The organism is Burkholderia stabilis (assembly GCF_001742165.1).
Classification (GTDB): domain Bacteria; phylum Pseudomonadota; class Gammaproteobacteria; order Burkholderiales; family Burkholderiaceae; genus Burkholderia; species Burkholderia stabilis.
This window is the reverse complement of the sequence record NZ_CP016442.1, coordinates 947,474-973,423: the sequence shown is the minus strand read 5'-3', so window position 1 is coordinate 973,423 and position 25,950 is coordinate 947,474. Positions and strand designations below refer to the sequence as shown.

Annotated in this window: 19 protein-coding genes and 1 pseudogene; 14 read left to right on the top strand and 6 right to left on the bottom strand. The window is 65.0% G+C overall.

Going from position 1 to position 25,950, the window contains the following annotated elements; all coding sequences use genetic code 11:
* Positions 1 to 41: 41 nt before the first annotated feature.
* Both BBJ41_RS04585 and BBJ41_RS04580 read right to left on the bottom strand, forming a co-directional pair.
* Entirely contained in the window at positions 42 to 1,538 is a 1,497-nt protein-coding gene (locus BBJ41_RS04585; RefSeq protein ID WP_069745506.1) for an efflux transporter outer membrane subunit, read from the bottom strand.
* Positions 1,539 to 1,625: 87 nt separating this feature from the next.
* Positions 1,626 to 2,117: a MarR family winged helix-turn-helix transcriptional regulator gene (locus BBJ41_RS04580; RefSeq protein WP_069745505.1), complete on the bottom strand. Its 492-nt coding sequence runs from the start codon at positions 2,115 to 2,117 to the stop codon at positions 1,626 to 1,628.
* A gap of 328 nt (positions 2,118 to 2,445) precedes the next feature.
* Between BBJ41_RS04580 and typA the strand changes: the two genes are divergently transcribed.
* The 6 genes from typA (at position 2,446) to BBJ41_RS04550 (ending at position 12,130) form a co-directional block, all read left to right on the top strand.
* Positions 2,446 to 4,272: a translational GTPase TypA gene (gene typA / locus BBJ41_RS04575; protein WP_069745504.1), complete on the top strand. Its 1,827-nt coding sequence runs from the start codon at positions 2,446 to 2,448 to the stop codon at positions 4,270 to 4,272.
* A 318-nt stretch (positions 4,273 to 4,590) separates the two neighbouring features.
* A complete protein-coding gene (locus tag BBJ41_RS04570; RefSeq protein ID WP_069745503.1) occupies positions 4,591 to 7,455 on the top strand; it encodes a 2-oxoglutarate dehydrogenase E1 component in 2,865 nt (954 codons plus the stop codon).
* A 135-nt stretch (positions 7,456 to 7,590) separates the two neighbouring features.
* Positions 7,591 to 8,865 (top strand): 2-oxoglutarate dehydrogenase complex dihydrolipoyllysine-residue succinyltransferase, encoded by a 1,275-nt coding sequence (gene odhB, locus BBJ41_RS04565; protein ID WP_069745502.1) that lies wholly within the window; start codon positions 7,591 to 7,593, stop codon positions 8,863 to 8,865.
* 83 nt (positions 8,866 to 8,948) lie between these two features.
* Positions 8,949 to 10,379 (top strand): dihydrolipoyl dehydrogenase, encoded by a 1,431-nt coding sequence (lpdA, locus tag BBJ41_RS04560; RefSeq protein WP_069745501.1) that lies wholly within the window; start codon positions 8,949 to 8,951, stop codon positions 10,377 to 10,379.
* A 98-nt stretch (positions 10,380 to 10,477) separates the two neighbouring features.
* A complete protein-coding gene (zapE, locus tag BBJ41_RS04555; protein WP_069745500.1) occupies positions 10,478 to 11,575 on the top strand; it encodes a cell division protein ZapE in 1,098 nt (365 codons plus the stop codon).
* A gap of 144 nt (positions 11,576 to 11,719) precedes the next feature.
* A complete protein-coding gene (locus tag BBJ41_RS04550; RefSeq protein ID WP_069745499.1) occupies positions 11,720 to 12,130 on the top strand; it encodes a transposase in 411 nt (136 codons plus the stop codon).
* 102 nt (positions 12,131 to 12,232) lie between these two features.
* Here the strand turns inward: BBJ41_RS04550 and BBJ41_RS04545 are convergent, their stop codons facing one another.
* From BBJ41_RS04545 to BBJ41_RS04530, 4 genes are all read right to left on the bottom strand, one after another.
* Positions 12,233 to 12,694: a DUF2147 domain-containing protein gene (locus tag BBJ41_RS04545; RefSeq protein WP_069745498.1), complete on the bottom strand. Its 462-nt coding sequence runs from the start codon at positions 12,692 to 12,694 to the stop codon at positions 12,233 to 12,235.
* A 167-nt stretch (positions 12,695 to 12,861) separates the two neighbouring features.
* Positions 12,862 to 14,547, bottom strand: coding sequence for a ShlB/FhaC/HecB family hemolysin secretion/activation protein (locus BBJ41_RS04540; RefSeq protein ID WP_069745497.1), 1,686 nt, complete (start codon positions 14,545 to 14,547; stop codon positions 12,862 to 12,864).
* Between the two features lie 144 nt (positions 14,548 to 14,691).
* A complete protein-coding gene (locus tag BBJ41_RS04535; RefSeq protein ID WP_069745496.1) occupies positions 14,692 to 16,113 on the bottom strand; it encodes a collagen-like triple helix repeat-containing protein in 1,422 nt (473 codons plus the stop codon).
* A gap of 40 nt (positions 16,114 to 16,153) precedes the next feature.
* Positions 16,154 to 17,977: a collagen-like triple helix repeat-containing protein gene (locus BBJ41_RS04530; protein WP_069745495.1), complete on the bottom strand. Its 1,824-nt coding sequence runs from the start codon at positions 17,975 to 17,977 to the stop codon at positions 16,154 to 16,156.
* A gap of 677 nt (positions 17,978 to 18,654) precedes the next feature.
* Between BBJ41_RS04530 and BBJ41_RS04525 the strand changes: the two genes are divergently transcribed.
* The 8 genes and pseudogenes from BBJ41_RS04525 (at position 18,655) to BBJ41_RS04490 (ending at position 25,947) form a co-directional block, all read left to right on the top strand.
* Positions 18,655 to 18,825: a Flp family type IVb pilin gene (locus BBJ41_RS04525; RefSeq protein WP_069745494.1), complete on the top strand. Its 171-nt coding sequence runs from the start codon at positions 18,655 to 18,657 to the stop codon at positions 18,823 to 18,825.
* Between the two features lie 82 nt (positions 18,826 to 18,907).
* Positions 18,908 to 19,409, top strand: a pseudogene (locus BBJ41_RS04520) (A24 family peptidase).
* Entirely contained in the window at positions 19,406 to 19,876 is a 471-nt protein-coding gene (locus BBJ41_RS04515; protein ID WP_069745493.1) for a TadE family protein, read from the top strand. Before BBJ41_RS04520 ends, BBJ41_RS04515 begins: the two are co-directional and overlap by 4 nt.
* Positions 19,877 to 19,961: 85 nt before the next feature.
* Positions 19,962 to 20,864, top strand: coding sequence for a Flp pilus assembly protein CpaB (cpaB, locus tag BBJ41_RS04510; RefSeq protein ID WP_069745492.1), 903 nt, complete (start codon positions 19,962 to 19,964; stop codon positions 20,862 to 20,864).
* A 66-nt stretch (positions 20,865 to 20,930) separates the two neighbouring features.
* A complete protein-coding gene (locus BBJ41_RS04505) occupies positions 20,931 to 22,265 on the top strand; it encodes a type II and III secretion system protein family protein (RefSeq protein ID WP_069745491.1) in 1,335 nt (444 codons plus the stop codon).
* Positions 22,266 to 22,310: 45 nt separating this feature from the next.
* Complete coding sequence (locus BBJ41_RS04500) at positions 22,311 to 23,591, top strand: fimbrial protein (protein ID WP_069745490.1); 1,281 nt, start codon at positions 22,311 to 22,313, stop codon at positions 23,589 to 23,591.
* 3 nt (positions 23,592 to 23,594) lie between these two features.
* Positions 23,595 to 24,962, top strand: coding sequence for a CpaF family protein (locus tag BBJ41_RS04495; protein ID WP_069745489.1), 1,368 nt, complete (start codon positions 23,595 to 23,597; stop codon positions 24,960 to 24,962).
* A complete protein-coding gene (locus BBJ41_RS04490) occupies positions 24,955 to 25,947 on the top strand; it encodes a type II secretion system F family protein (protein WP_069745488.1) in 993 nt (330 codons plus the stop codon). Before BBJ41_RS04495 ends, BBJ41_RS04490 begins: the two co-directional genes overlap by 8 nt.
* The last annotated feature ends 3 nt before the right edge of the window (positions 25,948 to 25,950 follow it).

Sequence of the window (25,950 nt, the reverse complement as noted above, 5' to 3'; positions counted from 1 at the left end):
CCGTCCGTTATTTCGAGTGTCTGCGTAGTGGTGGCGCCGGATCAGTTGGCGGCCTGTTTTGTCGGCTTGTCGGCATCGGGCGCGGCGAGCGGCGTACCGGTCGCATCGAACCCGCCGCCCAGCGCCTTGATCAGTGCGAGCTGCATGTCGCGCCGGCGCATCTTCAGGTTGGTCACCGTCTGCTCCGATGCGAGGCGGTTGCTGTCCGCGGTCAGCACCTGCAGTTGCGGCGACAGGCCGGCCTTGTAGCGAATCACGGCGAGGTCGTACGCGCGCGTCGACGCGTCGAGCGCGCGTTGCGCATCGCCCATCTGGCGATCGACCGCGCGGATCGACGCGACTTGCGTCGCGACGTCGTTCAGCGCGCTGATCAGCGTCTGGTTGTAGTTCGCGACCGACAGGTCGAAGTCCGCATAGCGACCCTTGAGCTGCGCGCGCAGCGCGCCGGCGTCGAAGATCGGCAGGTGGATCGCCGGGCCGAACTGCGCCTGGCGGCTCGCGAAGTTCAGGAATTTGCCCCAGCCGAACGCATCGAAGCCGAAGCCGGCCGCGAGGTTCACGTCGGGGTAGAACTCGGCCTTTGCTTCCTTCACGTCGTGCATCGCGGCCTCGACCTGCCAGCGCGCGGCAACGATGTCGGGGCGGCGCGCGACGAGATCGGCCGGCAGGTTGCCGGGCAGGGCGACTTCGCCGCTCGGGTTCAGCACGGGCGCGGCGATCTGCAACCCGCGATCCGGACCCTTGCCGAGCAATGCGGCGAGCTGGTAGCGCACCGTCGTGATCTGGCCGTCGAGGTCCGACAGCGACGCCTGGGTCGTCGCGATATTGCCGCGGGCCGTCTGGCGTTCGACGTTGGTGTCGAGGCCGGCCGATACGCGGCCGTCGGTGATCTTGCCGACCGTCTCGCGGTTGGCGATCTCGCGTTGCGCGATGTCGCGCAGCGCATAGAGCTGCGCGAGCGAGTTATAAGTGCGCGCGACCGACGACGCGAGCGTGATGCGCGCCTGCTGCATGTCGGCTTCGGCGGCCTTTTCCTGCGATACGGCGGTATGCAGGCGTTCGCGGTTCTTGCCCCACAGGTCGAGTTCCCACGACGCGCTCGCGAGCGCGTTGTTCTCGCTGTACCACTGGCCGCCGTATGGGGGCGGGAACAGCGCGTTCCCCGAATACAGCTCGCGCGTCCACGAATAGCTGGCCTCGGCCTTCGGCAGCAGGTTCGAACGCGACGATTCGATGTAGGACGATGCCTTCGCGATGCGCGCCTGCGCCTGCGCGATCGACGGATTGCCCTGGAGGGCTTCGTCGATCAGCTTCGGCAACTGCGGATCGCCGAACTGGCTTGCCCAGTCGAGCGCCGGCCATTGGCCGCCCTGGGCCGGCAGGCTCTGGGCGGATTCGAATTGCGACGCAGGGGCGATCTGCTTGTCGCTTTTGATGCCGATGTAGTTCGCGCAGCCCGCCAGCGCCAGTGCGGCGACCGCGGCGGCAACGGCGACGCGGCACGACCCGGCGCGCACGGACAACGGGGAGGATTTCATCGCGCTGACCCCTGACTCGGAATGAATGATGGACACTGCAAGGATTTCCTTACATTAATCTGTCAAAAGTAATTGTTATGGCAACTATTACGTGATGCTGCCGCCGGCCGTCTCGCAATAGTTGCTGAGAATGCGGCGCAGCATGCTCTTCAGGAACCCGACTTCTTCCGGCGTAAACCCGTCCAGCACCTGGTCGAGCACGCTGCGGAAAATGGGCGGCAGCCGTTCGGCGAGCGCACGCCCTTCGTCGGTCAGCTCGAGGCGCACGACGCGCCGGTCCTCGATGCTGCGGACGCGGGACAGGAGCCCGCGTTTCTCGACCCGATCGAGCAGGCGCGTGACCGCGCTCGCGTCGATCCCGTATTCGCGCGCAAGCTCGGCGGCCGTCGAGCACTTGCCGACCGCGATCATGAACAGCATGCTCGCCTGCGTGCCCGTGATGCCGAGCTCTTCCTGCGTGCGTTGCGTGACGAGGTTGGTCATCACCGACTTCACGCGCGACATCAGATAACCGACGCTGTCGTTCATCTGGTACGTGGACAGCGACGAAACGGGCGATTGGGTAGAAGAATCCGGCATAAAACCCTGAAACTGCAATAGTTGACTAGGCAGCAGTATAGGCACAATTGCTTGCCGCGGCAAATGTTAATCGAACGGCAAAGGGCGCGCTTCGTGCTGCAAAAATCCCTTATCTCGATAAGGTTTTTTGGCTTGCCGGCGGCGCCGCCTTGGGGCGAATTGTTCACCCGAGGGGAGGGCGAAGCCGTCCTGGTTTGCTGCGTTGCAACGCGCCGGTCAGCTTTCGACACGCGTACGTGCTATAATTTGAGGCTTTCCAAGCTGCAACGCGCGCGCCCGTGAAAAACGAGCGCGCGCGTTTGCGCGTTCAAACGATTTCCAGGTTTCTATGACCCGCGCCCTTCGCAATATCGCCATCATCGCCCACGTCGACCACGGCAAGACTACGCTCGTCGACCAACTGCTTCGCCAGTCCGGCACCTTCCGCGAGAACCAGCAGATTGCGGAGCGGGTGATGGACTCGAACGACATCGAAAAAGAGCGCGGGATCACGATTCTCGCGAAGAACTGCGCGGTCGAGTATGAAGGCACGCACATCAACATCGTCGACACCCCGGGGCACGCGGACTTCGGCGGCGAGGTCGAGCGCGTGCTGTCGATGGTCGACTCGGTGCTGCTGCTCGTCGACGCGGTCGAAGGCCCGATGCCGCAGACGCGCTTCGTCACGAAGAAGGCGCTTGCGCTCGGCCTGAAGCCGATCGTCGTGGTCAACAAGATCGACCGTCCGGGCGCGCGGATCGACTGGGTCATCAACCAGACCTTCGATCTGTTCGACAAGCTCGGCGCGACCGAAGAGCAGCTCGACTTCCCGATCGTCTACGCGTCGGGCCTGAACGGCTACGCGTCGCTCGACCCGGCCGCGCGCGAAGGCGACATGCGCCCGCTGTTCGAGGCGATCCTCGCGCACGTGCCGGTTCGCCCGGCCGACCCGGAAGCGCCGCTGCAGCTCCAGATCACGTCGCTCGACTATTCGACGTACGTCGGCCGGATCGGCGTCGGCCGTATCACGCGCGGTCGCATCAAGCCGGGCCAGCCGGTCGTAATGCGCTTCGGCCCGGAAGGCGACGTGCTGAACCGCAAGATCAACCAGGTGCTGTCGTTCAAGGGTCTCGAGCGCGTGCAGGTCGAGTCGGCCGAAGCGGGCGACATCGTGCTGATCAACGGTATTGAAGATGTCGGCATCGGTGCGACGATCTGCGCGGTGGATACGCCGGAAGCGCTGCCGATGATCACCGTCGACGAGCCGACGCTGACGATGAACTTCCTCGTCAACTCGTCGCCGCTCGCAGGCCGTGAAGGCAAGTTCGTGACGAGCCGCCAGATCCGCGACCGCCTGATGAAGGAGCTGAACCACAACGTCGCGCTGCGCGTGAAGGACACGGGCGACGAAACGGTGTTCGAAGTGTCGGGCCGCGGCGAACTGCACCTGACGATTCTCGTCGAGAACATGCGTCGTGAAGGCTATGAACTGGCCGTGTCGCGTCCGCGCGTCGTGATGCAGGAAATCGACGGCGCGAAGCACGAGCCGTACGAACTGCTGACGGTCGACCTCGAGGACGAGCACCAGGGCGGCGTGATGGAAGAGCTGGGCCGCCGCAAGGGCGAAATGCTCGACATGGCGTCGGACGGCCGCGGCCGCACGCGTCTGGAATACAAGATCTCGGCACGCGGCCTGATCGGCTTCCAGAGCGAATTCCTGACGCTCACGCGCGGCACGGGCCTGATGAGCCACATCTTCGACTCGTACGCACCGGTCAAGGACGGCTCGGTCGGCGAGCGCCGCAACGGCGTGCTGATCTCGCAGGACGACGGCGCAGCCGTGGCATACGCACTGTGGAAGCTGCAGGATCGCGGCCGCATGTTCGTGAAGCCGGGCGACGCGCTCTATGAGGGCATGATCATCGGCATCCACAGCCGCGACAACGACCTCGTCGTGAACCCGATCAAGGGCAAGCAGCTGACCAACGTGCGCGCGTCGGGCACCGACGAAGCCGTGCGTCTCGTGCCGCCGGTCCAGATGTCGCTGGAATACGCGGTCGAGTTCATCGACGACGACGAACTCGTCGAAGTGACGCCGCAGTCGATCCGCCTGCGCAAGCGCTTCCTGAAGGAGCACGAGCGTCGTCGCGCGAGCCGCGAAGGCGCGGTCGACTAAGCGTTTCGACCGTTCCCGTGCACGACGAAAAGGCTGCCTCGTGGCAGCCTTTTTCGCATCCGCGCGACGCGCAACCGGGTTGCCTGCAAAACACTGTTCCTGCCGGTCGCGGCAATCCGGCAAAACCCCGTCGCGCGGTGCTTTCGGGCACATTTCACCGTGAACTTCGGTATCGGTTCTGTGATATGCTGCGCGCACGCAAGTTTTAGGTCCTTCCAAGCAAGACTTGATTCGCAATCCGCTAAACGGTCAGGCCGTGTCGCGGAAGGTTGAGTAACCCGCTATTTCTCGAGAAGCTCGAAGAAAGGTGAGCGTAAAATGTCAGATGTAATGAAGCAGTTTCAGCTGAACTCCTATCTGTTCGGCGGCAATGCTTCGTACGTTGAAGAACTGTACGATGCATATCTCAACAATCCGGCGTCGGTGCCGGAGAACTGGCGAGAGTATTTCGACGCGCTGCAGAATGTGCCTGCAACGGACGGTTCGAATGCCAATGACGTCGCTCATTTCCCGATCGTCGAATCGTTTGCCGAGCGTGCGAAGGCCAATGCCTTCATCCCGCGCGAAAGCAGCACCAATCTGGCTGCGGCACGCAAGCAAGTGCACGTGCAGTCGCTCATCAGCGCCTACCGCTTCCTCGGCTCGCAATGGGCCAATCTCGATCCCCTGAAGCGTCGCGAACGTCCCGCCATTCCCGAACTCGAACCCGCGTTCTACGACTTCTCCGAAGGCGATCTCGACCAGACGTACAGCGCGAGCAACCTGTATTTCGGTTTCGACCAGGCTTCGCTGCGCGACATCGTCAAGGGTCTGCGCGACACGTATTGCGGCACGATCGGCGCCGAATACATGTACATCAGCGACCCGGAGCAGAAGCGCTGGTGGCAGGAGCGCCTAGAGTCGACCCGTGCGACGCCGAACTTCTCGGCAGACGAGAAGAAGCACATCCTGAATCGCCTGACGGCCGCTGAAGGCCTCGAGCGTTACCTGCATACCAAGTACGTCGGCCAGAAGCGCTTCTCGCTCGAAGGCGGCGAAAGCTTCATCGCGGCGATGGACGAAGTCGTCCAGCACGCGGGCAAGCGCGGCGTGCAGGAAATCATCATCGGCATGGCCCACCGCGGCCGTCTGAACGTGCTGGTCAACACGCTGGGCAAGATGCCGGCCGACCTGTTCGCCGAATTCGAAGGCAAGCACGTCGACGACCTGCCGGCCGGCGACGTGAAGTACCACAAGGGCTTCTCGTCGGACGTGTCGACGGAAGGCGGCCCGGTCCACCTGTCGCTCGCGTTCAACCCGTCGCACCTCGAAATCGTGAACCCGGTGGTCGAAGGTTCCGCGAAGGCGCGGATGGACCGTCGCGGCGACGAAGACGGCCTGCAAGTGCTGCCGGTGCAGATCCACGGCGATGCGGCCTTCGCGGGCCAGGGCGTCGTGATGGAAACGCTGAACCTCGCGCAGACGCGCGGTTACGGCACGCACGGCACGCTGCACATCGTCATCAACAACCAGATCGGCTTCACGACGTCCGACCCGCGCGATGCGCGTTCGACGCTGTACTGTACCGACGTCGTCAAGATGATCGAGGCGCCGGTGCTGCACGTGAACGGCGACGATCCTGAAGCGGTGATCCTCGCGACGCAGATCGCGATCGACTACCGGATGCAGTTCCACAAGGATGTCGTGATCGACATCGTCTGCTTCCGCAAGCTGGGTCACAACGAGCAGGACACGCCGGCCGTCACGCAGCCGCTGATGTACAAGAAGATCGCGCAGCACCCGGGCACCCGTGCGCTGTACGCCGAGAAGCTCGTGCAGCAGGGCGTGATCACCGCGGAAGATGCCGACAACTACGTGAAGGCGTACCGCAAGGCAATGGACGACGGTCACCACACGGTCGACCCGGTCCTGTCGAACTACAAGAGCAAGTACGCGGTCGACTGGGTTCCGTTCCTGAACCGCAAGTGGACGGATGCAGCCGACACGGCCGTGCCGCTCGCAGAACTGAAGCGCCTCGGCGAACGCATCACGACGGTCCCGGAAAACTTCAAGGTCCACCCGCTCGTCGAGCGCGTGATCAACGACCGCCGCAACATGGCGCGCGGCGACCAGCCGCTCGACTGGGGCATGGGCGAGCACCTCGCGTTCGCGTCGCTCGTCGCATCGGGCTACTCGGTGCGCCTGACGGGCCAGGACTCGGGCCGCGGCACGTTCACGCACCGTCACGCGGTGCTGCACGACCAGAACCGCGAACGCTGGAACGACGGCACGTACGTGCCGCTGCAGAACATCGCCGAAGGTCAGGCGAAGTTCACGGTGATCGACTCGGTGCTGTCGGAAGAAGCGGTGCTGGGCTTCGAATACGGTTACTCGACCGCCGAGCCGAACACGCTCGTGCTGTGGGAAGCGCAGTTCGGCGACTTCGTCAACGGCGCACAGGTCGTGATCGACCAGTTCATCTCGTCGGGCGAAGTGAAGTGGGGCCGCGTGTCGGGTCTCACGATGCTGCTGCCGCACGGCTATGAAGGCCAGGGCCCGGAACACTCGTCGACCCGTATCGAGCGTTTCCTGCAACTGTGCGCGGATCACAACATGCAGGTTGTCCAGCCGACGACGCCGGCGCAGATTTTCCACCTGCTGCGCCGCCAGATGATCCGCCTGTTCCGCAAGCCGCTGATCGTCGCGACGCCGAAGTCGCTGCTGCGCCACAAGGAAGCGGTGTCGGACCTGTCGGAACTGGCGAAGGGTTCGTTCCAGCCGGTGCTGGGCGAAACCGACGGCGGCATCGACGCGAAGAAGGTCAAGCGCGTGCTGGCATGCTCGGGCCGCGTGTATTACGACCTCGTCGCCCATCGCCGTGAAGCGAAGGCGAACGACGTCGCGATCATCCGTATCGAGCAGCTTTACCCGTTCGCGCACAAGCAGTTCGAAGCCGAAATGAAGAAGTACGAGAACGCGACTGAAGTGGTCTGGGTGCAGGACGAGCCGCAGAACCAGGGTCCCTGGTTCTACGTCGAGCACCATCTGAAGGAAGGCATGAAGGAAGGGCAGAAGCTGGCATACAGCGGCCGTCCGGCTTCGGCCTCGCCGGCGGTTGGCTACTACGCGAAGCACTACGAGCAGCAGAAGGCCCTGATCGAAGGTGCTTTCGGCCGCCTGAAGAGCGCATCGATCGCGAAATAACCGACGGAAGCGAAACGGGAAGGCGCACAGTGCTTTCCCGTCTCTTTTGGCCCGCCGGGCGCGTGGCGCGCCGCATCGGCCGAAGGAATCGCACGAACCTCGTCACACCCCAGATTAAGCATCCAGGAAAATCACATGGCTATCGTAGAAGTCAAAGTCCCCCAGCTTTCGGAGTCGGTTTCGGAAGCCACCATGCTGCAATGGAAGAAGAAGCCGGGCGAAGCAGTCGCGCAGGACGAAATCCTGATCGAACTCGAGACCGACAAGGTCGTGCTCGAAGTGCCGGCACCGGCCGCGGGCGTGCTCGCGCAAGTGCTGCAGAACGACGGTGACACGGTGGTTGCCGATCAGCTGATCGCAACGATCGACACCGAAGCGAAGGCAGGTGCCGCCGAAGCCGCAGCGGGCGCCGCCGAAGTCAAGCCGGCAGCCGCGCCTGCCGCAGCCGCACCGGCCGCACAGCCGGTCGCCGCAACGGCATCGAGCTCGGCCGCCGCATCGCCGGCCGCATCGAAGCTGCTGGCCGAGAAGGGCCTGTCGGCAGGCGACGTCGCAGGTTCGGGCCGCGACGGCCGCGTCACGAAGGGCGACGCGCTGGCCGCTGGCAGCGCACCGAAGGCTGCTCCGGCTGCCGCACCGGCCAAGGCCGCTGCGAAGCCGTCGCTGCCGGAAGTGAAGGTGCCGGCGTCGGCCACGGCCTGGCTGAACGACCGTCCGGAACAACGCGTGCCGATGTCGCGCCTGCGTGCGCGTATCGCCGAGCGTCTGCTCGAATCGCAGCAGACCAACGCGATCCTGACGACGTTCAACGAAGTCAACATGGCTCCGGTCATGGAACTGCGCAACAAGTACAAGGACAAGTTCGAGAAGGAACATGGCGTGAAGCTCGGCTTCATGTCGTTCTTCGTGAAGGCGGCCGTACATGCGCTGAAGAAGTTCCCGCTCGTGAACGCGTCGATCGACGGTAACGACATCGTCTATCACGGCTACTTCGACATCGGTATCGCCGTCGGCTCGCCGCGCGGTCTCGTGGTGCCGATCCTGCGCAACGCGGATCAGCTGAGCCTCGCCGACATCGAAAAGAAGATCGCCGAATTCGGCCAGAAGGCGAAGGACGGCAAGCTGTCGATCGAGGAAATGACGGGCGGTACGTTCTCGATCTCGAACGGCGGCGTGTTCGGCTCGATGCTGTCGACCCCGATCATCAACCCGCCGCAGTCGGCCATCCTCGGCGTGCACGCGACGAAGGAGCGCCCGGTCGTCGAAAACGGCCAGATCGTGATTCGTCCGATCAACTACCTCGCGCTCTCGTACGACCACCGGATCATCGACGGCCGCGAAGCCGTGCTGTCGCTCGTCGCGATGAAGGATGCGCTCGAGGATCCGGCACGCCTGCTGCTCGACCTGTAAGCCGAGTTTCACCGCATTGACCCGCTCCGCACGGGCGCGCGACACGCGCTGCCCGTGCGGGCGCACAAGTAGAAAGGATTGCCATGTCCAAGGAATTTGACGTCGTCGTGATCGGCGCCGGCCCCGGCGGTTACATCGCCGCGATCCGCGCCGCGCAGCTGGGCAAGACCGTTGCCTGTATCGAGAAGTGGAAGAACCCGGCCGGCGCGCTGAAGCTCGGCGGCACCTGCCTGAACGTCGGCTGCATCCCGTCGAAGGCGCTGCTCGCATCGTCGGAAGAGTTCGAGAACACGTCGCACCATCTGGCCGACCACGGCATCACGGTTGACGGCGTGAAGATCGACGTCGCGAAGATGCTCGGCCGCAAGGACGCGATCGTCGAGAAGATGACGAGCGGGATCGAGTTCCTGTTCAAGAAGAACAAGATCACCTGGCTGAAGGGCCACGGCAAGTTCACCGGCAAGACCGACGCCGGCGTGCAGATCGAAGTGAGCGGCGAGGGTGAAACCGAAGTCGTCACCGCGAAGAACGTGATCATCGCGACGGGTTCGAAGGCGCGTCACCTGCCGGGCATTCCGGTCGACAACAAGATCGTGTCGGACAACGAAGGCGCGCTGACGTTCGACTCGGTGCCGAAGAAGCTCGCCGTGATCGGCGCGGGCGTGATCGGCCTCGAGCTCGGCTCGGTGTGGCGCCGCCTGGGTGCCGAAGTGACGGTGCTCGAAGCGCTGCCGGCGTTCCTCGGCGCAGCCGACGAAGCGCTCGCGAAGGAAGCCGCGAAGCTGTTCAAGAAGCAGGGCCTCGAGATCAATCTCGGCGTGAAGATCGGCGAAGTGAAGACGACCGCGAACGGCGTGTCGATCGCTTACACCGACAAGGACGGCAACGCGCAGACGCTCGACGCCGACCGCCTGATCGTGTCGGTCGGCCGCGTGCCGAACACCGACAACCTCGGCCTCGAGGCGATCGGCCTGAAGGCGAACGAGCGCGGCTTCATCGACGTCGACGACCATTGCCGCACGGCGGTGCCGAATGTGTACGCGATCGGCGACGTGGTGCGCGGCCCGATGCTGGCGCACAAGGCGGAAGACGAAGGCGTGCTGGTCGCGGAAGTGATCGACGGCCAGAAGCCGCACATCGACTACAACTGCATTCCGTGGGTGATCTACACGTACCCGGAAATCGCATGGGTCGGCAAGACGGAGCAGCAGCTGAAAGCCGAAGGCCGCGAGATCAAGACGGGCAAGTTCCCGTTCTCGATCAACGGCCGCGCGCTCGGCATGAACGCGCCGGACGGCTTCGTGAAGATGATCGCGGACGCCAAGACCGACGAACTGCTCGGCGTGCACGTGATCGCGGCGAACGCGTCGGACTTGATCGCGGAAGCCGTGGTGGCGATGGAATTCAAGGCGGCGTCGGAAGACATCGCCCGCATCTGCCATCCGCACCCGTCGATGTCGGAAGTGATGCGCGAAGCGGCACTCGCCGTCGACAAGCGCTCGCTGAACAGCTAAGCGCGGTATAGCGCCGGCCTGTATCTGGCCGGCGCCGCCGTTTGATGACGAAGGCGAGCGGGATGCCCCGTTCGCCTTCGTTTTTTCCGGTTTGCCCGATGAACGTCACCGAATACTACACGCGCGAATTGACCACGCGCGGTTATCAGTCCGATCCCGCGCAGCGCGCGGCCGTCGATCGCCTGCAGCGCTGTTTCGACGAGTGGGTCGAGTACAAGGCGCGTCGCTCGAATGCGTTCAAGAAGCTCATCAATCACCCGGATCTCCCGCGCGGCGTCTACATGTGGGGCGGTGTCGGTCGCGGCAAGAGCTTCCTGATGGACAGTTTTTACGCGGTCGTGCCCGTGCAGCGCAAGACGCGCCTGCACTTCCACGAATTCATGCGCGAAGTGCACCGCGAGCTCGAGGAACTGAAAGGGCAGGCCGATCCGCTCGACGAACTCGCTCGACGCATCGCGAAGCGCTACCGGCTGATCTGCTTCGACGAGTTCCATGTGTCGGACATTGCCGACGCGATGATCCTGTACCGTCTGCTCGATCGCCTGTTCAACAACGGCGTGCAGTTCGTGATGACGTCCAACTACGATCCCGACGACCTGTATCCGGACGGCCTGCATCGCGACCGCATGCTGCCGGCGATCGCGCTGATCAAGGAAAAACTCGACGTGCTCAACGTCGACGCGGGCGTCGATTACCGGCAGCGCACGCTCGCGCAGGTGAAGATGTATCACACGCCGCTCGGTGCGGACGCCGATCGCGAACTGCGTCACGCATTCGCGAAGCTCGCTGCGGTACCCGACGAGAGCCCGATCCTGCATATCGAGAAGCGCGAGCTGAAGGCGCTGCGCAGGGCGGACGGCGTCGTATGGTTCGATTTCGCGACGCTGTGCGGCGGCCCGCGATCGCAGAACGACTATCTGGAACTCGCGAGCCGCTTCCACGCGATCGTGCTGTCGGAGGTGCCGCAGATGTCGCCGCGGATGGCGTCCGAGGCGCGCCGCTTCACGTGGCTCATCGACGTGCTCTACGACCACAAGGTCAAGCTGCTGATGTCCGCGGCGGTGCCGGCGGAGCAGTTGTACGTCGAAGGCCCGATGGCAAACGAATTTGCGCGCACGGTCTCGCGTATCGTCGAGATGCAGTCGAAGGAATATATCGAAACGCCGCGCCGCATCGTCGATACGTCGCTGACCTGACGGCGATTTCCGGTAATTGACGTGATTCAAACGTCAATTCCGGTCAAATTTAATCCATCTCAGGGTATTTTCGGATTTGTCTTATATTCACCGTTAAGGTGAGCCGATATCGTTGCGTCATGGTTCCTAAGGCTGGAGATGTCCATGACACCGTATCGCGATCTGACCGACCACGAGTGGCGCTGCGTTGCGTCGCTTCTGCCCGAAATGCAGCCGCGCACCGAGTTGCGCGGCCGGCCGTTAGCCAACACGCGTGCCGTATTGAACGGCGTGCTTTGGGTGATCTACAGCGGCGCAACGTGGTCTGCCATGCCGCGCCGCTACCCGTCGTATCAGACGTGCCATCGCCGCTTCAAGGTCTGGCACGAGACGGGCACGTTGATGAACGTGATGCGTGAGCTCTATGGCGACGCCGGCATGAATCTGTGCAATGAATTGTCCGCGCGGATGCGCAAGCATACGCAATCGAAGGCGGCAGAGGCGCGCAGCAGTGCGGCGCCCGCGTATCGCGCACCGGGTGGCTATACGCCGAACACGCTGAAGCATGCGGCGTAATACCCGCTGATTTTCGTTGCGTGCGCACCAAAAGAAAATCGGCCTGACGACTGTGTCGCAGGCCGATTTTTCATTGAGTCGCGCGTTTCGACGCGCGCTGCGTTATTGCTGGCGAACCCAGGTCTGCGACCGGCCGAGCAGCGACACGCCGATATAACCGCGCACGACGAGTTTCTGGCCGCCGTCTTCAAGCGTCATCTTGCACTTGTAGACCTTGCCGTTCTCCGGGTCGAGAATGTTGCCGCCGTCCCAGTGGTCACCGTCCTTCTTCATCGCCTTGATGATCGTCATGCCCTTGATGAGCTGATCCTTGCGCTCGTCCGTGCACGCGGTGCAGCGGCGATCGGGCGTATCGTTTGCGCCGAGGCCCTTGACGACCTTGCCCGACAGCGCACCGTCGCCGTCATCGGCGATCTGCACGAGTGCCTTCGGTTTGCCCGTGCTGTCGTCGATCGTTTGCCACATGCCGGCCGGGCTGTCTGCTTGTGCGAATGCGTGGGCAGTGCAGGCGAGCAGCGCGCCGGCGAGAGCCATCGCACGCAACGGCCGAGTCAGTTGAATCATTGTCATCCTCCTTGTTTTGCATGTCGTGTTCGATGCGCTCGCACGACCGTCTGCATGGGGCGGGTCATGTTGCGAGCTTCGCCAGAATACGTGAAACCGTGCGCCACGTTTGATAGAGGGGACTCTAATCGAAACAGCCCGCGTGACGCGGGCTGTTTGGTGACCGATCAGTTGAGCTGATACGAGAATGCGGCGTTGATCCGCGGGCTGCGCGACGCGCTTTCGACGGGTGCGTCGCCAACCGGTTTCGCGACGTTCAGGTCGAGACTGTAGAAACGGCTGTCGGTGAACCGCACGCCGATGCCGACCGATGACATGCGGCTCGGCGACGGCGTGCCCGCGTGCAGATACACGCGCGCCATGTCGTACGCGATGTACGGCGTGACGGATTTCATATACGTCCAGCCCGGCGTGAAGCCGCGGTTGACCTCCAGCGACATCCCCCATCCCGAGTCGCCCGACGCTTCGCCAGGTTGATAGCCGAGTGCGTAGCGCGTCGAGCCGAACGAGATCTGTTCGGACGTCGGCAGCGAATCGGGGCTGTATTGCCCGGTCAGCGAGACCGACGTGCCGACCCGGAACGGCCATTCATTCGTTTGCGTGAAGGTCGCGCCGGTACGGACGAAGGTCAGCGAAATCGGGTTGTCGATCGAGGTCGTCGTCGTGCCGACGGTGACGTCCTGCGCTTTCGACGCGCCGAGGATGTTGAACCCCTTCGCAACGTTGACGCTCAGCTTGCGCACCTGTTTCGGCGCCACGCTCGTGTAGTCGAGCTGCATCTGCAGGACGCGGACCTGCGAGCGCGTGTCGAGGGTCGCGCCGTTGATCTGGTTCTGGTAGCGGTCCTCGTTGTGCGACGCATAGCCCGACACGGTACCGAGCAGGCTGCGCTGGTTGTTCAGCAGCAATGGATAGGAAGCCGAAAGACCGAGCTTCTCGTTCTTGACGGTGCGCTGGACGTAGGACGGCAGGCCCGGGTTGTCGGTCGGCTTGCCGCGATACGTGCTTGCGTCGAGACGCGTGATCAGGCCGCTGCTGCCGACCGGCACCGCGCCGCTGAACGCGAAGTAGGTCTGCTTGTCGCGGCCCGGCGGCGCCAGCGCGGAGATGCTCAGTTGCTCGCCGAATTTCGTGAGGCCGTTCTCGGTCGCGGTGATGAGGCCCTGGACGCCCGGGTGGTTGAAGTCGATGCCGGTGCTGACGTTGAACGGCTTGCGATCGACCGCGAGTTCGAGCGTCGTTGCGCCGTCGGTGGTCTGCGGCGGCGGCACGTTCGCCTTCACCGTGAGGCCGGGCAGCAGGCCGAACGTGTTCACGTAGCGCTCGAACGTCGCGCGGCGCAGCGGACGATCGGCCGTGATGTGCGCGGCGATCGCGCGAATCTTCGATTCCATCGCACCGGGCTTGCCGGTGACCTTGACGTCCGACACGTAGCCTTCGACGACCGTCACGCGCACGACGCCGTTCTCGAACGTCTGTGCGGGAATGAACGCGAACGACAGCGCGTAGCCTCGATCCTGGTACAGCTTCGTCACGCCGTTGGCGGTTTCGATCAGGTCGCCGATCGTGATGTCCTTGCCGACGAGGGGCGTGAAGCGACGCGAGATTTCTTCGAACGGCACCGACTTCACGCCTTCGACCTGGAACGTCGTCGGCGTCAGGTGCCGCGACAGCAGTTCCTGCAGTTGCGGCGCCTGGGGGGCGACCTGCACGGTGACGTTCGGGCCGGTTTTCGGCGCGTTGATCTGGGGCAGGGAGTCGAGCGGGTTACCGCCGACGCGCGTTTGTGCTTGTGCCGTACCTGCCGCCGCGATGGCGAGCAGCATCATCCATCTGTCGAGTCTGGATTTCATTGTTCTTCCTCGTAGGCCTTGCTTTTCATCTTCTTTCTAATGCAGGCGCGCGACACCAAGGTGCCGCGCGCCGCGTGCCGCCATGCCGGTTGTATTTGTACGGTCGCGCCCTCTGCTCCGGCTGCGAAGGTGCGACCGTCCTCCTTACTTGCCAACGCTACCCAGCGTGCCCAGCAACCCCGTTACCGGTGCCAGCAGGCCCGTCGAGCCGCCCGACGATGCCGTACCCGTCACGCTGCCCACCAGCGATGTGACCGGCGCGAGCGGGCTCGAACCTCCGGACCCTGCCGCACCGCCAACTGCTCCGGTGACAGTATTCAGCAAACCGGTGACGGGCGCGAGAGGGTTTGCACTGCCCGCGCCACCCGTTGCGCCGCCGAGCGTGCCCGTCACCGTCGACACGAGATTCGTGACGGGGGCGAGCGGGCCGCCGCTGCCGCCTGCCGCGCCACCGAGCGCGCCGGTGACCGTGGAGACGAGGCCCGTGACCGGTGCGAGCGGGCTGCTGCCCGAGCCGCCCGTTGCGCCGCCGAGTGCGCCCGTGAGCGAACCGAGCGGCGTCGAGCCGAGACCCGACAGCAGGCCGCCGAGCGGGTTCGTCGAGCCGGAACCCGACGACGTGCCGTTCTGGACGGTGGCCGTCGAACCGCCGACGAGGCTCGTGATCAGGCCGGGGATCGGTGCTGCGCCGTTCGGGCCGTTCGGATTCACGAGGCCGCCCGCGTTGGTCACGGTGTTGCCGACCGCGGTGACGAGCTGACCGACGTCGCCGACGAGCGGCTGGTTCGATGTGCTACCGACCTGCTTGCCTGCCGAGCTGATCGCGCCGCCGACCTTGCCGAGCAGGCCCGAGACGGGTTGGCCGAGACCGGTCGTCGTGCCGACCTGTTGCGTGACCTGGCCGGCCGTGATCACGAGCGGCGTGACCGCCGAGCTGATCGGCTGCGTGACCTGCTGCACGGCGCCCGACGACAGCGTCGAACCGATCGTCGTGCCGGCGGCCGTCAGGCCGTTGGCGACCGTGTCGAGCACGGTGCCCACCGGGGTCGTGACAGGCGCGAGCGGTGCGAGCGGGCCCGTGCCGAGCGCCTTGACCGTCGAGCTCAGGCCGGCCACCGTGTTGCTCGTCGCACCGACGACGTTGCCGAGACCGGCCACCGTCGTGCCGACTGGATCCTTCGTCGAGCCGATCTGTCCGAGCCCGTTGCTCACGGCATCGGCTGCCGCGCCGACGATCGTGCCCGTGCTCGAGAGCGTGCTGCCGACCCCCTTCGTCACGCCGTCGCCGAGACCCGGCAGGCTGATGTTGCCGACCGTGCTGCCGAGGTCGCTGGCCGTCTGGCCGACCGTGCTGACCACACCCTTGGTGCCGGTGGTGGACGTGCCGCTGGTGCCGCTCGTGCTGGGCGTGCCGCTGGTGCTGCTGGGGCCGTTGTTGCTGCTGGTCGGCGGCGAGCTGACACCGCCGCCGCCGCAGGCGGCCAGCAGGCAGGCTGCGGCAAAGGCGGTGAGGGGCACGCGCCACTGGCGCAGGGCGGCCGTCGTAAGAGAACGTTGCTGGGACATGATTGACTCCTCGCTGTCTTGTCGATGAATGGATATCGGTTTATTTGCCGTGCGTGCCGCCGAGCAGGCCGCCGATCAGCGACGTGACGGGCGCGAGCGGATTCGACGACGAGCCCGAATTCGTGACGGCACCCGTGCCGCCGCTCAGTGCCGGTACGCCGACCGTGCTGGTGACCGTCGACACCGCGTTCGTCACCGGGGCAAGCGGGCTGCTGCCGCCTGCGCCGCCCACCACGCCGCCAAGTGCGCCCGTGACTGCGCCGAGGAGGCCCGTGACCGGCGCGAGCGGGCCGCCGCTCGTGCCGCCCGTTGCGCCGCCGAGCGCACCGGTGACCGTGGAGACGAGGCCCGTGACCGGGGCGAGCGGGCCGCCGCTGCCGCCTGCCGCACCGCCGAGTGCGCCGGTGACCGTGGAGGCGAGACCCGTGACCGGGGCGAGCGGGCCGCTGCCGCCGCCTGCTACGCCGCCGAGTGCGCCGGTGACCGTGGAGACGAGACCCGTGACCGGGGCGAGCGGGCCGCTGCCGCCGCCTGCTACGCCGCCGAGCGCGCCGGTGACCGTGCCGAGCAGGCCCGTGACCGGAGCGAGCGGGCCGCTGCCGCCGCCTGCTGCACCGCCGAGTGCACCGGTAACCGTGCCGAGGAGGCCCGTGACCGGAGCGAGCGGGCCGCTGCCGCCGCCTGCTGCGCCGCCAAGTGCGCCGGTGACCGTACCGAGCAGGCCCGTGACCGGGGCGAGCGGGCCGCTGCCGCCGCCGAGCGTACCGGTGACCGTGGTGAGGAGGCCTGTGAGCGGAGCGAGCGGGTTGGTCGTGCCGCCGGTGCCGCCCGTGAGCAGGCCGCCAACGGCCTTCACGGTATTGCCCGTCGCCGAGACGGTGTTGCCGAGGCCCGTCGTGACGGGATTGCCGCCTGCGGATGCGAGCAGTGCGCCGGCCTGGTTCAGGCCGTTGCCGACCGTGCCGAGCAGCGTGTTGACCGGAGCGCCGAGGCCGGTCGCCGAGCCGATCGTCTGGGTCGTCTGGCCGACCATCGTCGTGATCGGCGTGATGGCCGAGCTGACCGTCTGCGTGACTTGCTGGATCGGGCCGGTCGACAGTACGTTGGTGAGCGTGTTGCCGCCGTTCGACACGGCGCCGCCGAGCGTCGACACGAGGCCGCCGACGGCGCCCGTGACCGGTGCGAGCGGCGACAGCGGACCGCTGCCGAGGCTCGTGACCAGGTTGCCCGTCTGCGTGACTGCGCCGCCGAGTTGATTGACCACGCCGCCTGCGCTGGCGACCGTGGTGCCGATCGGGTCCTTCGTTGCACCCAGTTGGCCAAGACCGTTGCCGAGGCCGTTACCGAGCGCGGTGACGGCGCCGCCCACGCTTTGCACGACGCCGCCTGCGGCTTGCGTGGTGGCCGGATTGACGCCCGGCAGCGACTGGTTGGCGATGACGGTGCCGAGGCCCGAGACGGTGCCGCCGACACCCGTCACGATGTTGCTGCCGCTTGCGAGGACAGTTCCCACTGGATTCGACGACACACCCGAGGTGCCGGACGTGCCGCTCGTTCCCGACGTACCGCTGGTGCCGGAGGTGCCGGAGGTGCCGCTCGTGCCCGACGTACCACTGGTGCCGGAGGTACCGCTCGTGCCCGAGGTGCCGCTGGTGCCGGAGGTACCGCTCGTACCCGACGAGCCGCCCGAGGTGCCGCCACCCGACGTGGAGATCGAATCGCCGCCGCCCGAGCTCGAACCGCCGCCAAGGCCTTGGCTGATGGAACCGGAACCACCGCACGCGGAGAGGGAAAGCATGGCTGCAACGGTGGCCGCGATCAGAGTCGTCCGGAACACGCCATGAGGGATAACCTTAATGTCCATTTTGTCCTCGCATTAAAAATGTGTTGTGTGCTGCGTTGTGTTGAGTGGTGCGAGGACTACTCTGCAACTGTCGTGCCATTTCAATGCCCGACGGTTCGACAACAGGCTTTAAACGAGGCAATTCCTTGTCGGAAAAGGGAGTTATGGAAATTGAAAGATTGTTGATTCTGTTTAAGAGCAGACGAATGAGAACGGTTTCGGCCGTTTCGTAACGTAACGTCACAACATTGGCGTTACGCGTGCGACGTAACGCGGGACACACGCAGGCTTGGTGGACGAGGCAATTGTTTTACTGGTGGAATAGGTGTGCACATCTAACCTATCGTAAATCCTATGTGTAAGTCGTACCGAAACACCGTACAAATACGTTGTGCTTCAGGTCATTTTTTTCGATCCGTGCCGTTAAAAGAGGTTGGAAGTTAAATGGGATCGGATATAGAATCCGGAGCAGATGTAAGCAAATGTACGGTTCGGTACACAACGTTCGAGGAGGGTCACTATCGCGAATGTTAACTTGCATCAAATTGTGAGCCATGCCCTTCGGGGCGACCTATAAAGAAAGCGCACCCGGTTGACGTTACGGCAGATGTGACGAACGACGCGGGGCAACGGCCAGATATGCGGGGACGTATACGTATAAAAGGCCAAAGAACGTAAATACAGGCACGAGGAATAAAATGAAAGCAATGATGATTCGCTTCCTTCGGGAAGAAGACGGGGTTACCGCGATCGAATATGGTCTGATTGCGGGTCTGATTGCAGCGTTGATCATCGGTAGCGTGACGACTATCGGTACGAAGATCTCGGCTCTGTTCTCCACGATTGCCTCTTCGCTACCGGCGGGCTGATCCCCCGTAGTTCGGTGGGTGGCGGGCGGGCTGCGATTGCAGCTCGCCCGTCGTTACGTCGACTAGCGCGGTCGGTCGCGATATGGCACATCTTCTCAGCACCAGCATTTTTTTTGCCTGGGCGACGCTCGTTGCCGCCGGTGATATTCGAATTCGGCTTGTCCGGAATTCGCTTGTCGTCGTCGGACTCGTTGCGGCGCTTGCCAGTGCATGGGTTCATGCAAATCCATTTGGTATATCCGTCGAACAGGCATTGATCGGGATGCTGGTCGGCTTCGTTGTTTTTTTTTCCGCTTTTTGCATTTCGCGTCATGGGCGCGGCAGACGTGAAAGTATTCGCGGTACTCGGCGCGTGGTGCGGTTTGTCGATATTGCCCTGGCTTTGGGTTGTCGCCAGCCTTGCAGCCGGTGTGCATGTCCTCGCACTGATGATGCTGACGCATACGCCGGTGGGCGCACTGTGGTCGCACGGTTCGCCGACGCTTGCGCTCGGCACGCGACGGGCGACGCCTTATGCCGCCTGTCTCGTCGTACCGGCAGCGGTGTGGCTGGCCTATCTCGTGGTGACCGGGGGGATGGCATGAAGCGACAGTCCCGGCCCCGGTCGCGGCGGCGTCAACTGGGCGCGACGGCTGTCGAGTTCGCGCTGGTGTTTCCGCTGTTCTTCCTGATCCTGTATGCGATCGTGACGTTCGGGCTGATCTTCGCGGTTCAGCAAGGGCTGACGCTCGCGGCGACCGAAGGGGCGCGCACGGCGCTGAATTATGTCTACGAGGCCAACGGGTCGGGGGCGCAGGCGCTGACGGACAGGGCAGCCGCGGCGAAGGCGACGGCGACCGGACTGACGTCCTGGTTGAGCAACGTTCAGATTCCGACACCGGTGTCGGGGGCATGCAGTTACGACGCGACGATGTATTGCGTGACGGTCACGGTGACGTATCCGTACAAGAACTATCCGCTGGTTCCGTCGCTGCCGCTCATCGGACTCGTTACGCCGACGCAGTTGACGGGCACGGCAACCGTGCAGATCAACCCGGCGACCATTTTATGAAACGGACGTCGGCCGGGCGTGGCGGCAGGGTTGAAACGACGTTTGCATTTCGACATAACAACATTTACGGCACTCAACATTCACAATGGCCAACAACTTGACGAAGATCATCGCCGGGCTGCTGATCGCGATCGCGGTGCTGCTGGGGATCTACGCGTGGATGCTCGGTCGCGCCCCGGCCCAGCCGCCCGCCGTGGCACCTGCCGTCGCGACGGCGCAGACGGTGCCGGTCGTCGTGGCGACGCGCTTGTTGCCGGCCGGTCAACCGATCCCGGCCGATGCGTTGAAGCTTGCGTCGGCGCCCATGATGCCCAACGGCGGGTTCAGCGATCCGTCGATTCTGGTCGGCCGCGTGCCGGCGAACGACATTCTTGCCGCCGCGCCGATCGTCGAAGGGGGGCTGACGTCGGGGCTGGCGAACCAGGTGGCGCCCGGAGAGCGGGCAGTGGCCGTCAAGGTCGACGAGACGAATGCAGTCGGAAGCCGGTTGCGGCCCGGCAACTTCGTCGACGTGTTCCTGAATCTGCGGCGCGATGGCTCGGGCATGGGGCAAACCGGTTCGGAGATTCCCAATTCGCAGTCGCGGCTGCTGATGTCGAAGCTGCGGGTTCTGTCGTTCGGCGACGCGACCGCCGAGCGTGACGGCAGCGGCGGGCCGGGCGGCGGCGTGAGGACCGCGGTGCTCGCGGTGCCGACGGCGCAGGTCGATGCGCTGACGCTGGCCGAAGCAAGCGGCCGTCTGACGCTCGCGCTGCGTAATCCGCGCGACGACGAGGTCGCGACGCAGACGGTCGCGATCCGCACGGCCGGCGACTTGACGCCTTCGGGACAGGCTGCCGCCGGCGTGTGGCTCGATGAACTGTCGGGCGGGCGCGCGCGCAATGTGCCCCGCGTACAGGCGGCGCCGCGTGCGCCGGTCGTCGCCCGCGGGGGCGGGAGCAGCATCGAAGTGATTCGGGGTGGGCGGGCCGAAACGGTCGCCTATTGACAACCTAGATACGGTCATCGAAAGCAGCAACGGAAGGGAGAAGGCCGTACGACGGTCTCCGACACAATGACAAAAAAACTGATTGCATACGCAATTACCATCTGGGCCATGACTTTCGCCGTGTTGGCCGGGGCAGCCGGCGCAAACGGGTCGATCGATCTTGCCGTCGGCTCGCAGCGGCAGGTCGCTGCCGGCCGCGCTTTGCAGCGGATCGCGGTGGGCGATCCGTCGGTCGTCGACGTGCTGGTGATGAAGGGTGGGCGTGCCGGGTCCGTGCTGCTGGTGGCGAAGGCGCCGGGTTCGACGAACGTGATGCTGTGGGAGCGTGGTCGCGACGAGCCGACGGTGTGGAACGTCAATGTCGTCGATGCGGCCGCGCAGGAAGCGCTGGGCGGCTCGGGCGCGAACGTGAAGGCGTACGGCGGCGCCGCCGTCGTGTCGGGCGCGGCGGCGTCGCTCGACGCGCACGAACGGGCGGTGGCCATCGGCAAGCGGATGGGCGGCAAGGAAGGTGCGCTGATCGATACGTCGACGATCGGCAACCGTAATGTCGTGCAGGTCGATGTGCGGGTCGTCGAATTCAGCCGGTCGGTGCTGAAGGAGGCGGGGCTGAATTTCTTCAAGCAGAGCAACGGGTTCGCGTTCGGTGCGTTTTCGCCGGGCGGTCTTCAGTCGGCGACGGGCGGCGCGACGTCGAACTTCCAGGTAACGACCGGTATTCCGCTCGCATCCGCGTTCAATCTGGTGGTGAATTCGGCGGGCCGCGGCATCTTCGGCAATATTTCGATTCTCGAGGCGAACAACCTCGCCCGCGTGCTGGCGCAGCCGACCCTCGTGGCGTTGTCCGGACAAAGCGCGAGTTTTCTCGCGGGCGGTGAAATTCCCGTGCCGGTGCCGCAGGCGCTCGGCTCGACGGCGATCGACTGGAAACAATACGGCGTCGGTCTGACGTTGACGCCGACCGTCCTGAGCCAGCGCCGCATCGCGCTCAAGGTGGCGCCGGAATCGAGCCAGCTCGATTTCCAGCATGGGGTCACGATCAACAGCGTGTCGGTGCCGGCCATCACGACCCGCCGCGCGGATACGACGGTCGAGCTCGGCGACGGCGAAAGCTTCGTGATCGGCGGCCTGATCGACCGTGAAACGATGTCGAACATCAGCAAGGTGCCGGTCCTGGGTGATCTGCCGATCATCGGCGCCTTCTTCAAGTCGCTGAACTACCAGCAAAACGACAAGGAACTGGTGATTATCGTGACGCCGCATCTTGTCGCGCCGATTGCGAAGGGCGCACCGTTGCCGACCACCCCGGGCGAACTGTCCGAGCAGCGCGATGGCCCGGTGTGGCGCTCGTATCTTGGCGGCATCGCATCACCCGATGCAGCGCCTGGATTTTCGAAATGAACGCGGGGCACGATGTCGCGCGATACGTAACCGGGGGTGTTCAACATGAACGCGAGAACCCTTTCGTTGGCTGAACCCGCCGTGACCGACTATTTCGTGTGCGCATCGCAGCAGGACGAGCATGTCCGCTGGCTGGGCGAGACGCTCGTGTCGGCCGGCACGGTGGAAGCCTTGTCGCTCGAGCCGGGCGCGCTGAGCCAGCGCATCGCGGGGCTCAATCCCGCGATCGTCTTCATCGATTTTTCCCGTGCGCAACCGGCGGCAAGCGCTGCCGCGGCCGCCGTGCGTCTCGCTCACCCGGGCCTGCCGGTCGTCGCGCTCGGTACGCTGTCGGAGCCGGAAAGCGCGCTTGCCGCACTGCGGGCTGGCGTGCGCGATTTCATCGACGTATCCGGTAGCGCCGAAGACGCGTTGCGGATCACCCGGGGTTTGCTGGAGCACAGCGGCACGGAGCCGGCCAACCGGCACGGCAAGGTCGTCGCGTTGCTCGGCGCGCGTGCGGGGATGGGCGTCAGCACGCTCGCCGCGAATCTGTCGGTGTGGGTGCACAAGCGGGGCGGGTCGGGCGATGCCGAAGGCGGCACGCCCGCGTTCGGCGTTGCCGCGCCCCACGCGCGGCAGACGGCGCTCGTCGATCTCGGGCTCCCCGCGGGCGATAGCGCGCTGTTCCTCAATACGCGCTGCGAATTCCATTTCGTCGAGGCCGTCCGCAATCTGCGGCGCATCGACCGGACGTTCGTCAACACGGCGCTGACGCGCCACGCGAGCGGCGTCGCGCTGACCACGTTGCCCCCGAATCTCGCCGACCTGCGCGACGTGTCGTATGCCGCGTGCGTCGGCCTGCTGAATCGGCTGCGCGCGTTCTTCGATCAGCAGATCGTCGATCTCGGCGGATTCACGAACCATGAATTCGTTGCGCAGATCACCGCGGTCGCCGATGAAGCCTGGCTCGTGTGCGACCAGGGCGTCGCCTCGATCGTCTCGGCGGTCGACCTGCTGGAAGGACTGCGCGATGCGGGTGTCGATATCGGCAAGATTCGTCTCGTCGTCAACCAGTACGACGCGACACTGAGCCTCACGCCCGCGCAGATCGCGGACCGGCTCGGCATTTCGTTGCTGGCGACGCTGCCAGCGCGCCGCGTGCCGATTGGCCAGGCGGCCAACCAGGGGCGGCTGATCGTCGACACGGCCGAGCGCGATCCGTACGTGCGCGCGCTCGAGCCGCTTGCAGACCGGCTGGCCGGCCCGACCGTCGCCGGGCAGCGCGTTGCATCGGGCTTGTCCGCGCTCAAGCGTTTCATTCAACCTTCGTCCAGGCGATCGTAAGCGATGGCACACGACATCCAATTTGCCGACGGCGCCGCGCCGTTCTCCCAGTCGCAGCAGTTTCACGACATCAAGAATGCCGCGCACGAGCATCTGCTGACGCGTATCGAGGAGCTCGGCGCCGAGTTCGGCCGCTGGTCGCGTCAGGCGATCAACCAGTTCGTCGATCTGGAGATCGACAGCTTCGTGCGGTTGCGGCGCATTCCGCTCAACGAGAACGAGGTCAGGGCGATCGCCGAGGCGCTGACGAAAGAGCTCGCCGGGTTCGGGCCGATCGAGGATCTGCTTGCCGATCCGCACGTCGAGGACATCCTGATCAACGGCTACAACGACGTCTACGTGTCGCGCCACGGCATCCTGGCGAAGCTGCCGATCCGGTTCACCGATAACGCGCACCTGCTGCGCATCGTGCGCCGGATCCTCGCGCCGATCGGCCGGCGTCTCGACGAATCGAATCCGATGGTCGACGCGCGGCTGCCCGACGGCGGGCGCGTCAACGTCGTGATCGAACCGCTGTCGATCGACGGGCCGGTGGTATCGATCCGGAAATTCCGCAAGGACCCGCTGAAACCGGCTGACCTGCTCGCCAACGGCACGTTCAATGCGGAAATCGGCACGTTGCTGGAAGCGGCGGTCGAAGCGCGCTGCAACATCCTGGTGTCGGGCGGCACGAGTTCCGGCAAGACTTCGCTGCTCAATGCGCTGGCGTTCCATATTCCCGAGCACGAGCGGGTCGTGACGATCGAGGATACGGCCGAACTGTCGCTGAATCACCCCCACGTCGTGCGTCTCGAAAGCCGGCCGGGCGGTTTCGACGGCAACGGCGTCGTCTCGATCCGCGACCTGCTGCGCAATACGTTGCGGATGCGGCCGGACCGCATCATCGTCGGCGAAGTGCGTGGCGGCGAAGTGCTCGAAATGCTGCAGGCGATGAATACGGGGCACGACGGATCGATGGGGACCGTCCACGCGAGTTCGCCACGCGAGTGTCTGTATCGACTCGAGATGCTGGCCGGCTTCGCGGGCTTCCAGGGGACGGAGTCGAGCCTGCGCCGGCAGATCGCAAACGCAATCGACTTCATCGTGCAGATTGGCCGTCTGTCGAATGGCCGCCGCCGGATTCTTTCGATCACCGAAGTGACCGGGCTGTCGGACAACATCATCGCGACGCAGGAACTGTATCGCTACGAAGCGCGCGTGACGCCCGAGGGCGAGGAAATCGACAACTGGGAGTCGCTCGGCATCCATCCGCATTCGCCGAAGCTCGCGCGCTTCCGCCAGACGCTCCAGAACAGCGGTTTTGGCGGCGGTGGCGGCGGCAGCGGTTTCGGTGGGGGATTCGGCCGTGGTGGCGGAGGGTTCAATGTATAGCCTGATGGCGGGCGTGCTGGCGGTGGCGATGCTTTGCATCGCCGGCGCGCTGATGCTGTGGCGGCACGGCGAGGTGAAGCGCGGCCAAGCGGACGTGCAGCGCTTCATCGACAGCCGCATCGAACCGGCCGCGCGGGCGGCCGGTGCGATTCAGCGCGAGCCGCGGCCGGCCGCGAGCGCCGCGTCGGCGCCCGGGGCGGCACGCGCGCCCGCCGCGCCTGCTTCGCGCTGGGCACACTGGCGCGAGATCGGTGCGGAGTACCTCGGCAACGTGGCGAGCCGTGCGGGAATCGAGGATGCGCGCGGCAAGGCGCTCCTCGCGCTCCTGGGGCTGGTCGCGGTCGGGCTCGTCGCCGGGAGCCGGGGCGGCTGGCTCGGCTGCATCGCCGCACTCGTGTGCGGTGCGTCGCTGCTCGTGTTCTGGCTCGTGTCCCGCATTCAGCGGCGGCGCCTGACGATCGTTCGCCAGTTGCCGTCGTTCCTCGACGGCATCGTGCGTCTCGTCACGCTCGGCAACAGCGTGCCGGCCGCGTTCCAGGCGGCGCTGCTGACGACGGAGGCGCCGTTGCGCGGTTGTCTGGACCACGTCTCGCGGATGTTGCGCACGGGCGTCGAGATCGACCGTGCGATGGGACATATCGCGACCGTCTATCACACGAAGGAGTTCGAACTGGTCGGTTCGGTGCTGCGGCTTTCCGTTCGATACGGCGGCCGCGCCGACGTCATGCTCGACCGGATGTCGACGTTCATGCGCGACCTCGAGCAGGCCGAGCGGGAGCTGGCGGCGATGTCGTCGGAGACGCGCTTGTCCGCGTGGGTGCTGGTCATGTTGCCGATCGCGATCGGCAGCTTCGTGATCGCGACGAATCCGCTCTATCTCCAGTCGATGTGGAACGACTACACGGGGCGCCAGCTGTTGTTCATCGCCTTCATGCTGCAGGTTGCGGGCGGGATCTGGTTGTATCACATGGCCAAACTCAGGTGACGG

What these genes read in the sequence shown, in the direction of transcription:
- BBJ41_RS04585 (WP_069745506.1), bottom strand. Translation starts at nt 1,538, where the DNA reads ATGAAATCCTCCCCGTTGTCCGTGCGCGCCGGGTCGTGCCGCGTCGCC.
- BBJ41_RS04580 (WP_069745505.1), bottom strand. Translation starts at nt 2,117, where the DNA reads ATGCCGGATTCTTCTACCCAATCGCCCGTTTCGTCGCTGTCCACGTAC.
- typA (WP_069745504.1), top strand. Translation starts at nt 2,446, where the DNA reads ATGACCCGCGCCCTTCGCAATATCGCCATCATCGCCCACGTCGACCAC.
- BBJ41_RS04570 (WP_069745503.1), top strand. Translation starts at nt 4,591, where the DNA reads ATGTCAGATGTAATGAAGCAGTTTCAGCTGAACTCCTATCTGTTCGGC.
- odhB (WP_069745502.1), top strand. Translation starts at nt 7,591, where the DNA reads ATGGCTATCGTAGAAGTCAAAGTCCCCCAGCTTTCGGAGTCGGTTTCG.
- lpdA (WP_069745501.1), top strand. Translation starts at nt 8,949, where the DNA reads ATGTCCAAGGAATTTGACGTCGTCGTGATCGGCGCCGGCCCCGGCGGT.
- zapE (WP_069745500.1), top strand. Translation starts at nt 10,478, where the DNA reads ATGAACGTCACCGAATACTACACGCGCGAATTGACCACGCGCGGTTAT.
- BBJ41_RS04550 (WP_069745499.1), top strand. Translation starts at nt 11,720, where the DNA reads ATGACACCGTATCGCGATCTGACCGACCACGAGTGGCGCTGCGTTGCG.
- BBJ41_RS04545 (WP_069745498.1), bottom strand. Translation starts at nt 12,694, where the DNA reads ATGATTCAACTGACTCGGCCGTTGCGTGCGATGGCTCTCGCCGGCGCG.
- BBJ41_RS04540 (WP_069745497.1), bottom strand. Translation starts at nt 14,547, where the DNA reads ATGAAATCCAGACTCGACAGATGGATGATGCTGCTCGCCATCGCGGCG.
- BBJ41_RS04535 (WP_069745496.1), bottom strand. Translation starts at nt 16,113, where the DNA reads ATGTCCCAGCAACGTTCTCTTACGACGGCCGCCCTGCGCCAGTGGCGC.
- BBJ41_RS04530 (WP_069745495.1), bottom strand. Translation starts at nt 17,977, where the DNA reads ATGGACATTAAGGTTATCCCTCATGGCGTGTTCCGGACGACTCTGATC.
- BBJ41_RS04525 (WP_069745494.1), top strand. Translation starts at nt 18,655, where the DNA reads ATGAAAGCAATGATGATTCGCTTCCTTCGGGAAGAAGACGGGGTTACC.
- BBJ41_RS04515 (WP_069745493.1), top strand. Translation starts at nt 19,406, where the DNA reads ATGAAGCGACAGTCCCGGCCCCGGTCGCGGCGGCGTCAACTGGGCGCG.
- cpaB (WP_069745492.1), top strand. Translation starts at nt 19,962, where the DNA reads ATGGCCAACAACTTGACGAAGATCATCGCCGGGCTGCTGATCGCGATC.
- BBJ41_RS04505 (WP_069745491.1), top strand. Translation starts at nt 20,931, where the DNA reads ATGACAAAAAAACTGATTGCATACGCAATTACCATCTGGGCCATGACT.
- BBJ41_RS04500 (WP_069745490.1), top strand. Translation starts at nt 22,311, where the DNA reads ATGAACGCGAGAACCCTTTCGTTGGCTGAACCCGCCGTGACCGACTAT.
- BBJ41_RS04495 (WP_069745489.1), top strand. Translation starts at nt 23,595, where the DNA reads ATGGCACACGACATCCAATTTGCCGACGGCGCCGCGCCGTTCTCCCAG.
- BBJ41_RS04490 (WP_069745488.1), top strand. Translation starts at nt 24,955, where the DNA reads ATGTATAGCCTGATGGCGGGCGTGCTGGCGGTGGCGATGCTTTGCATC.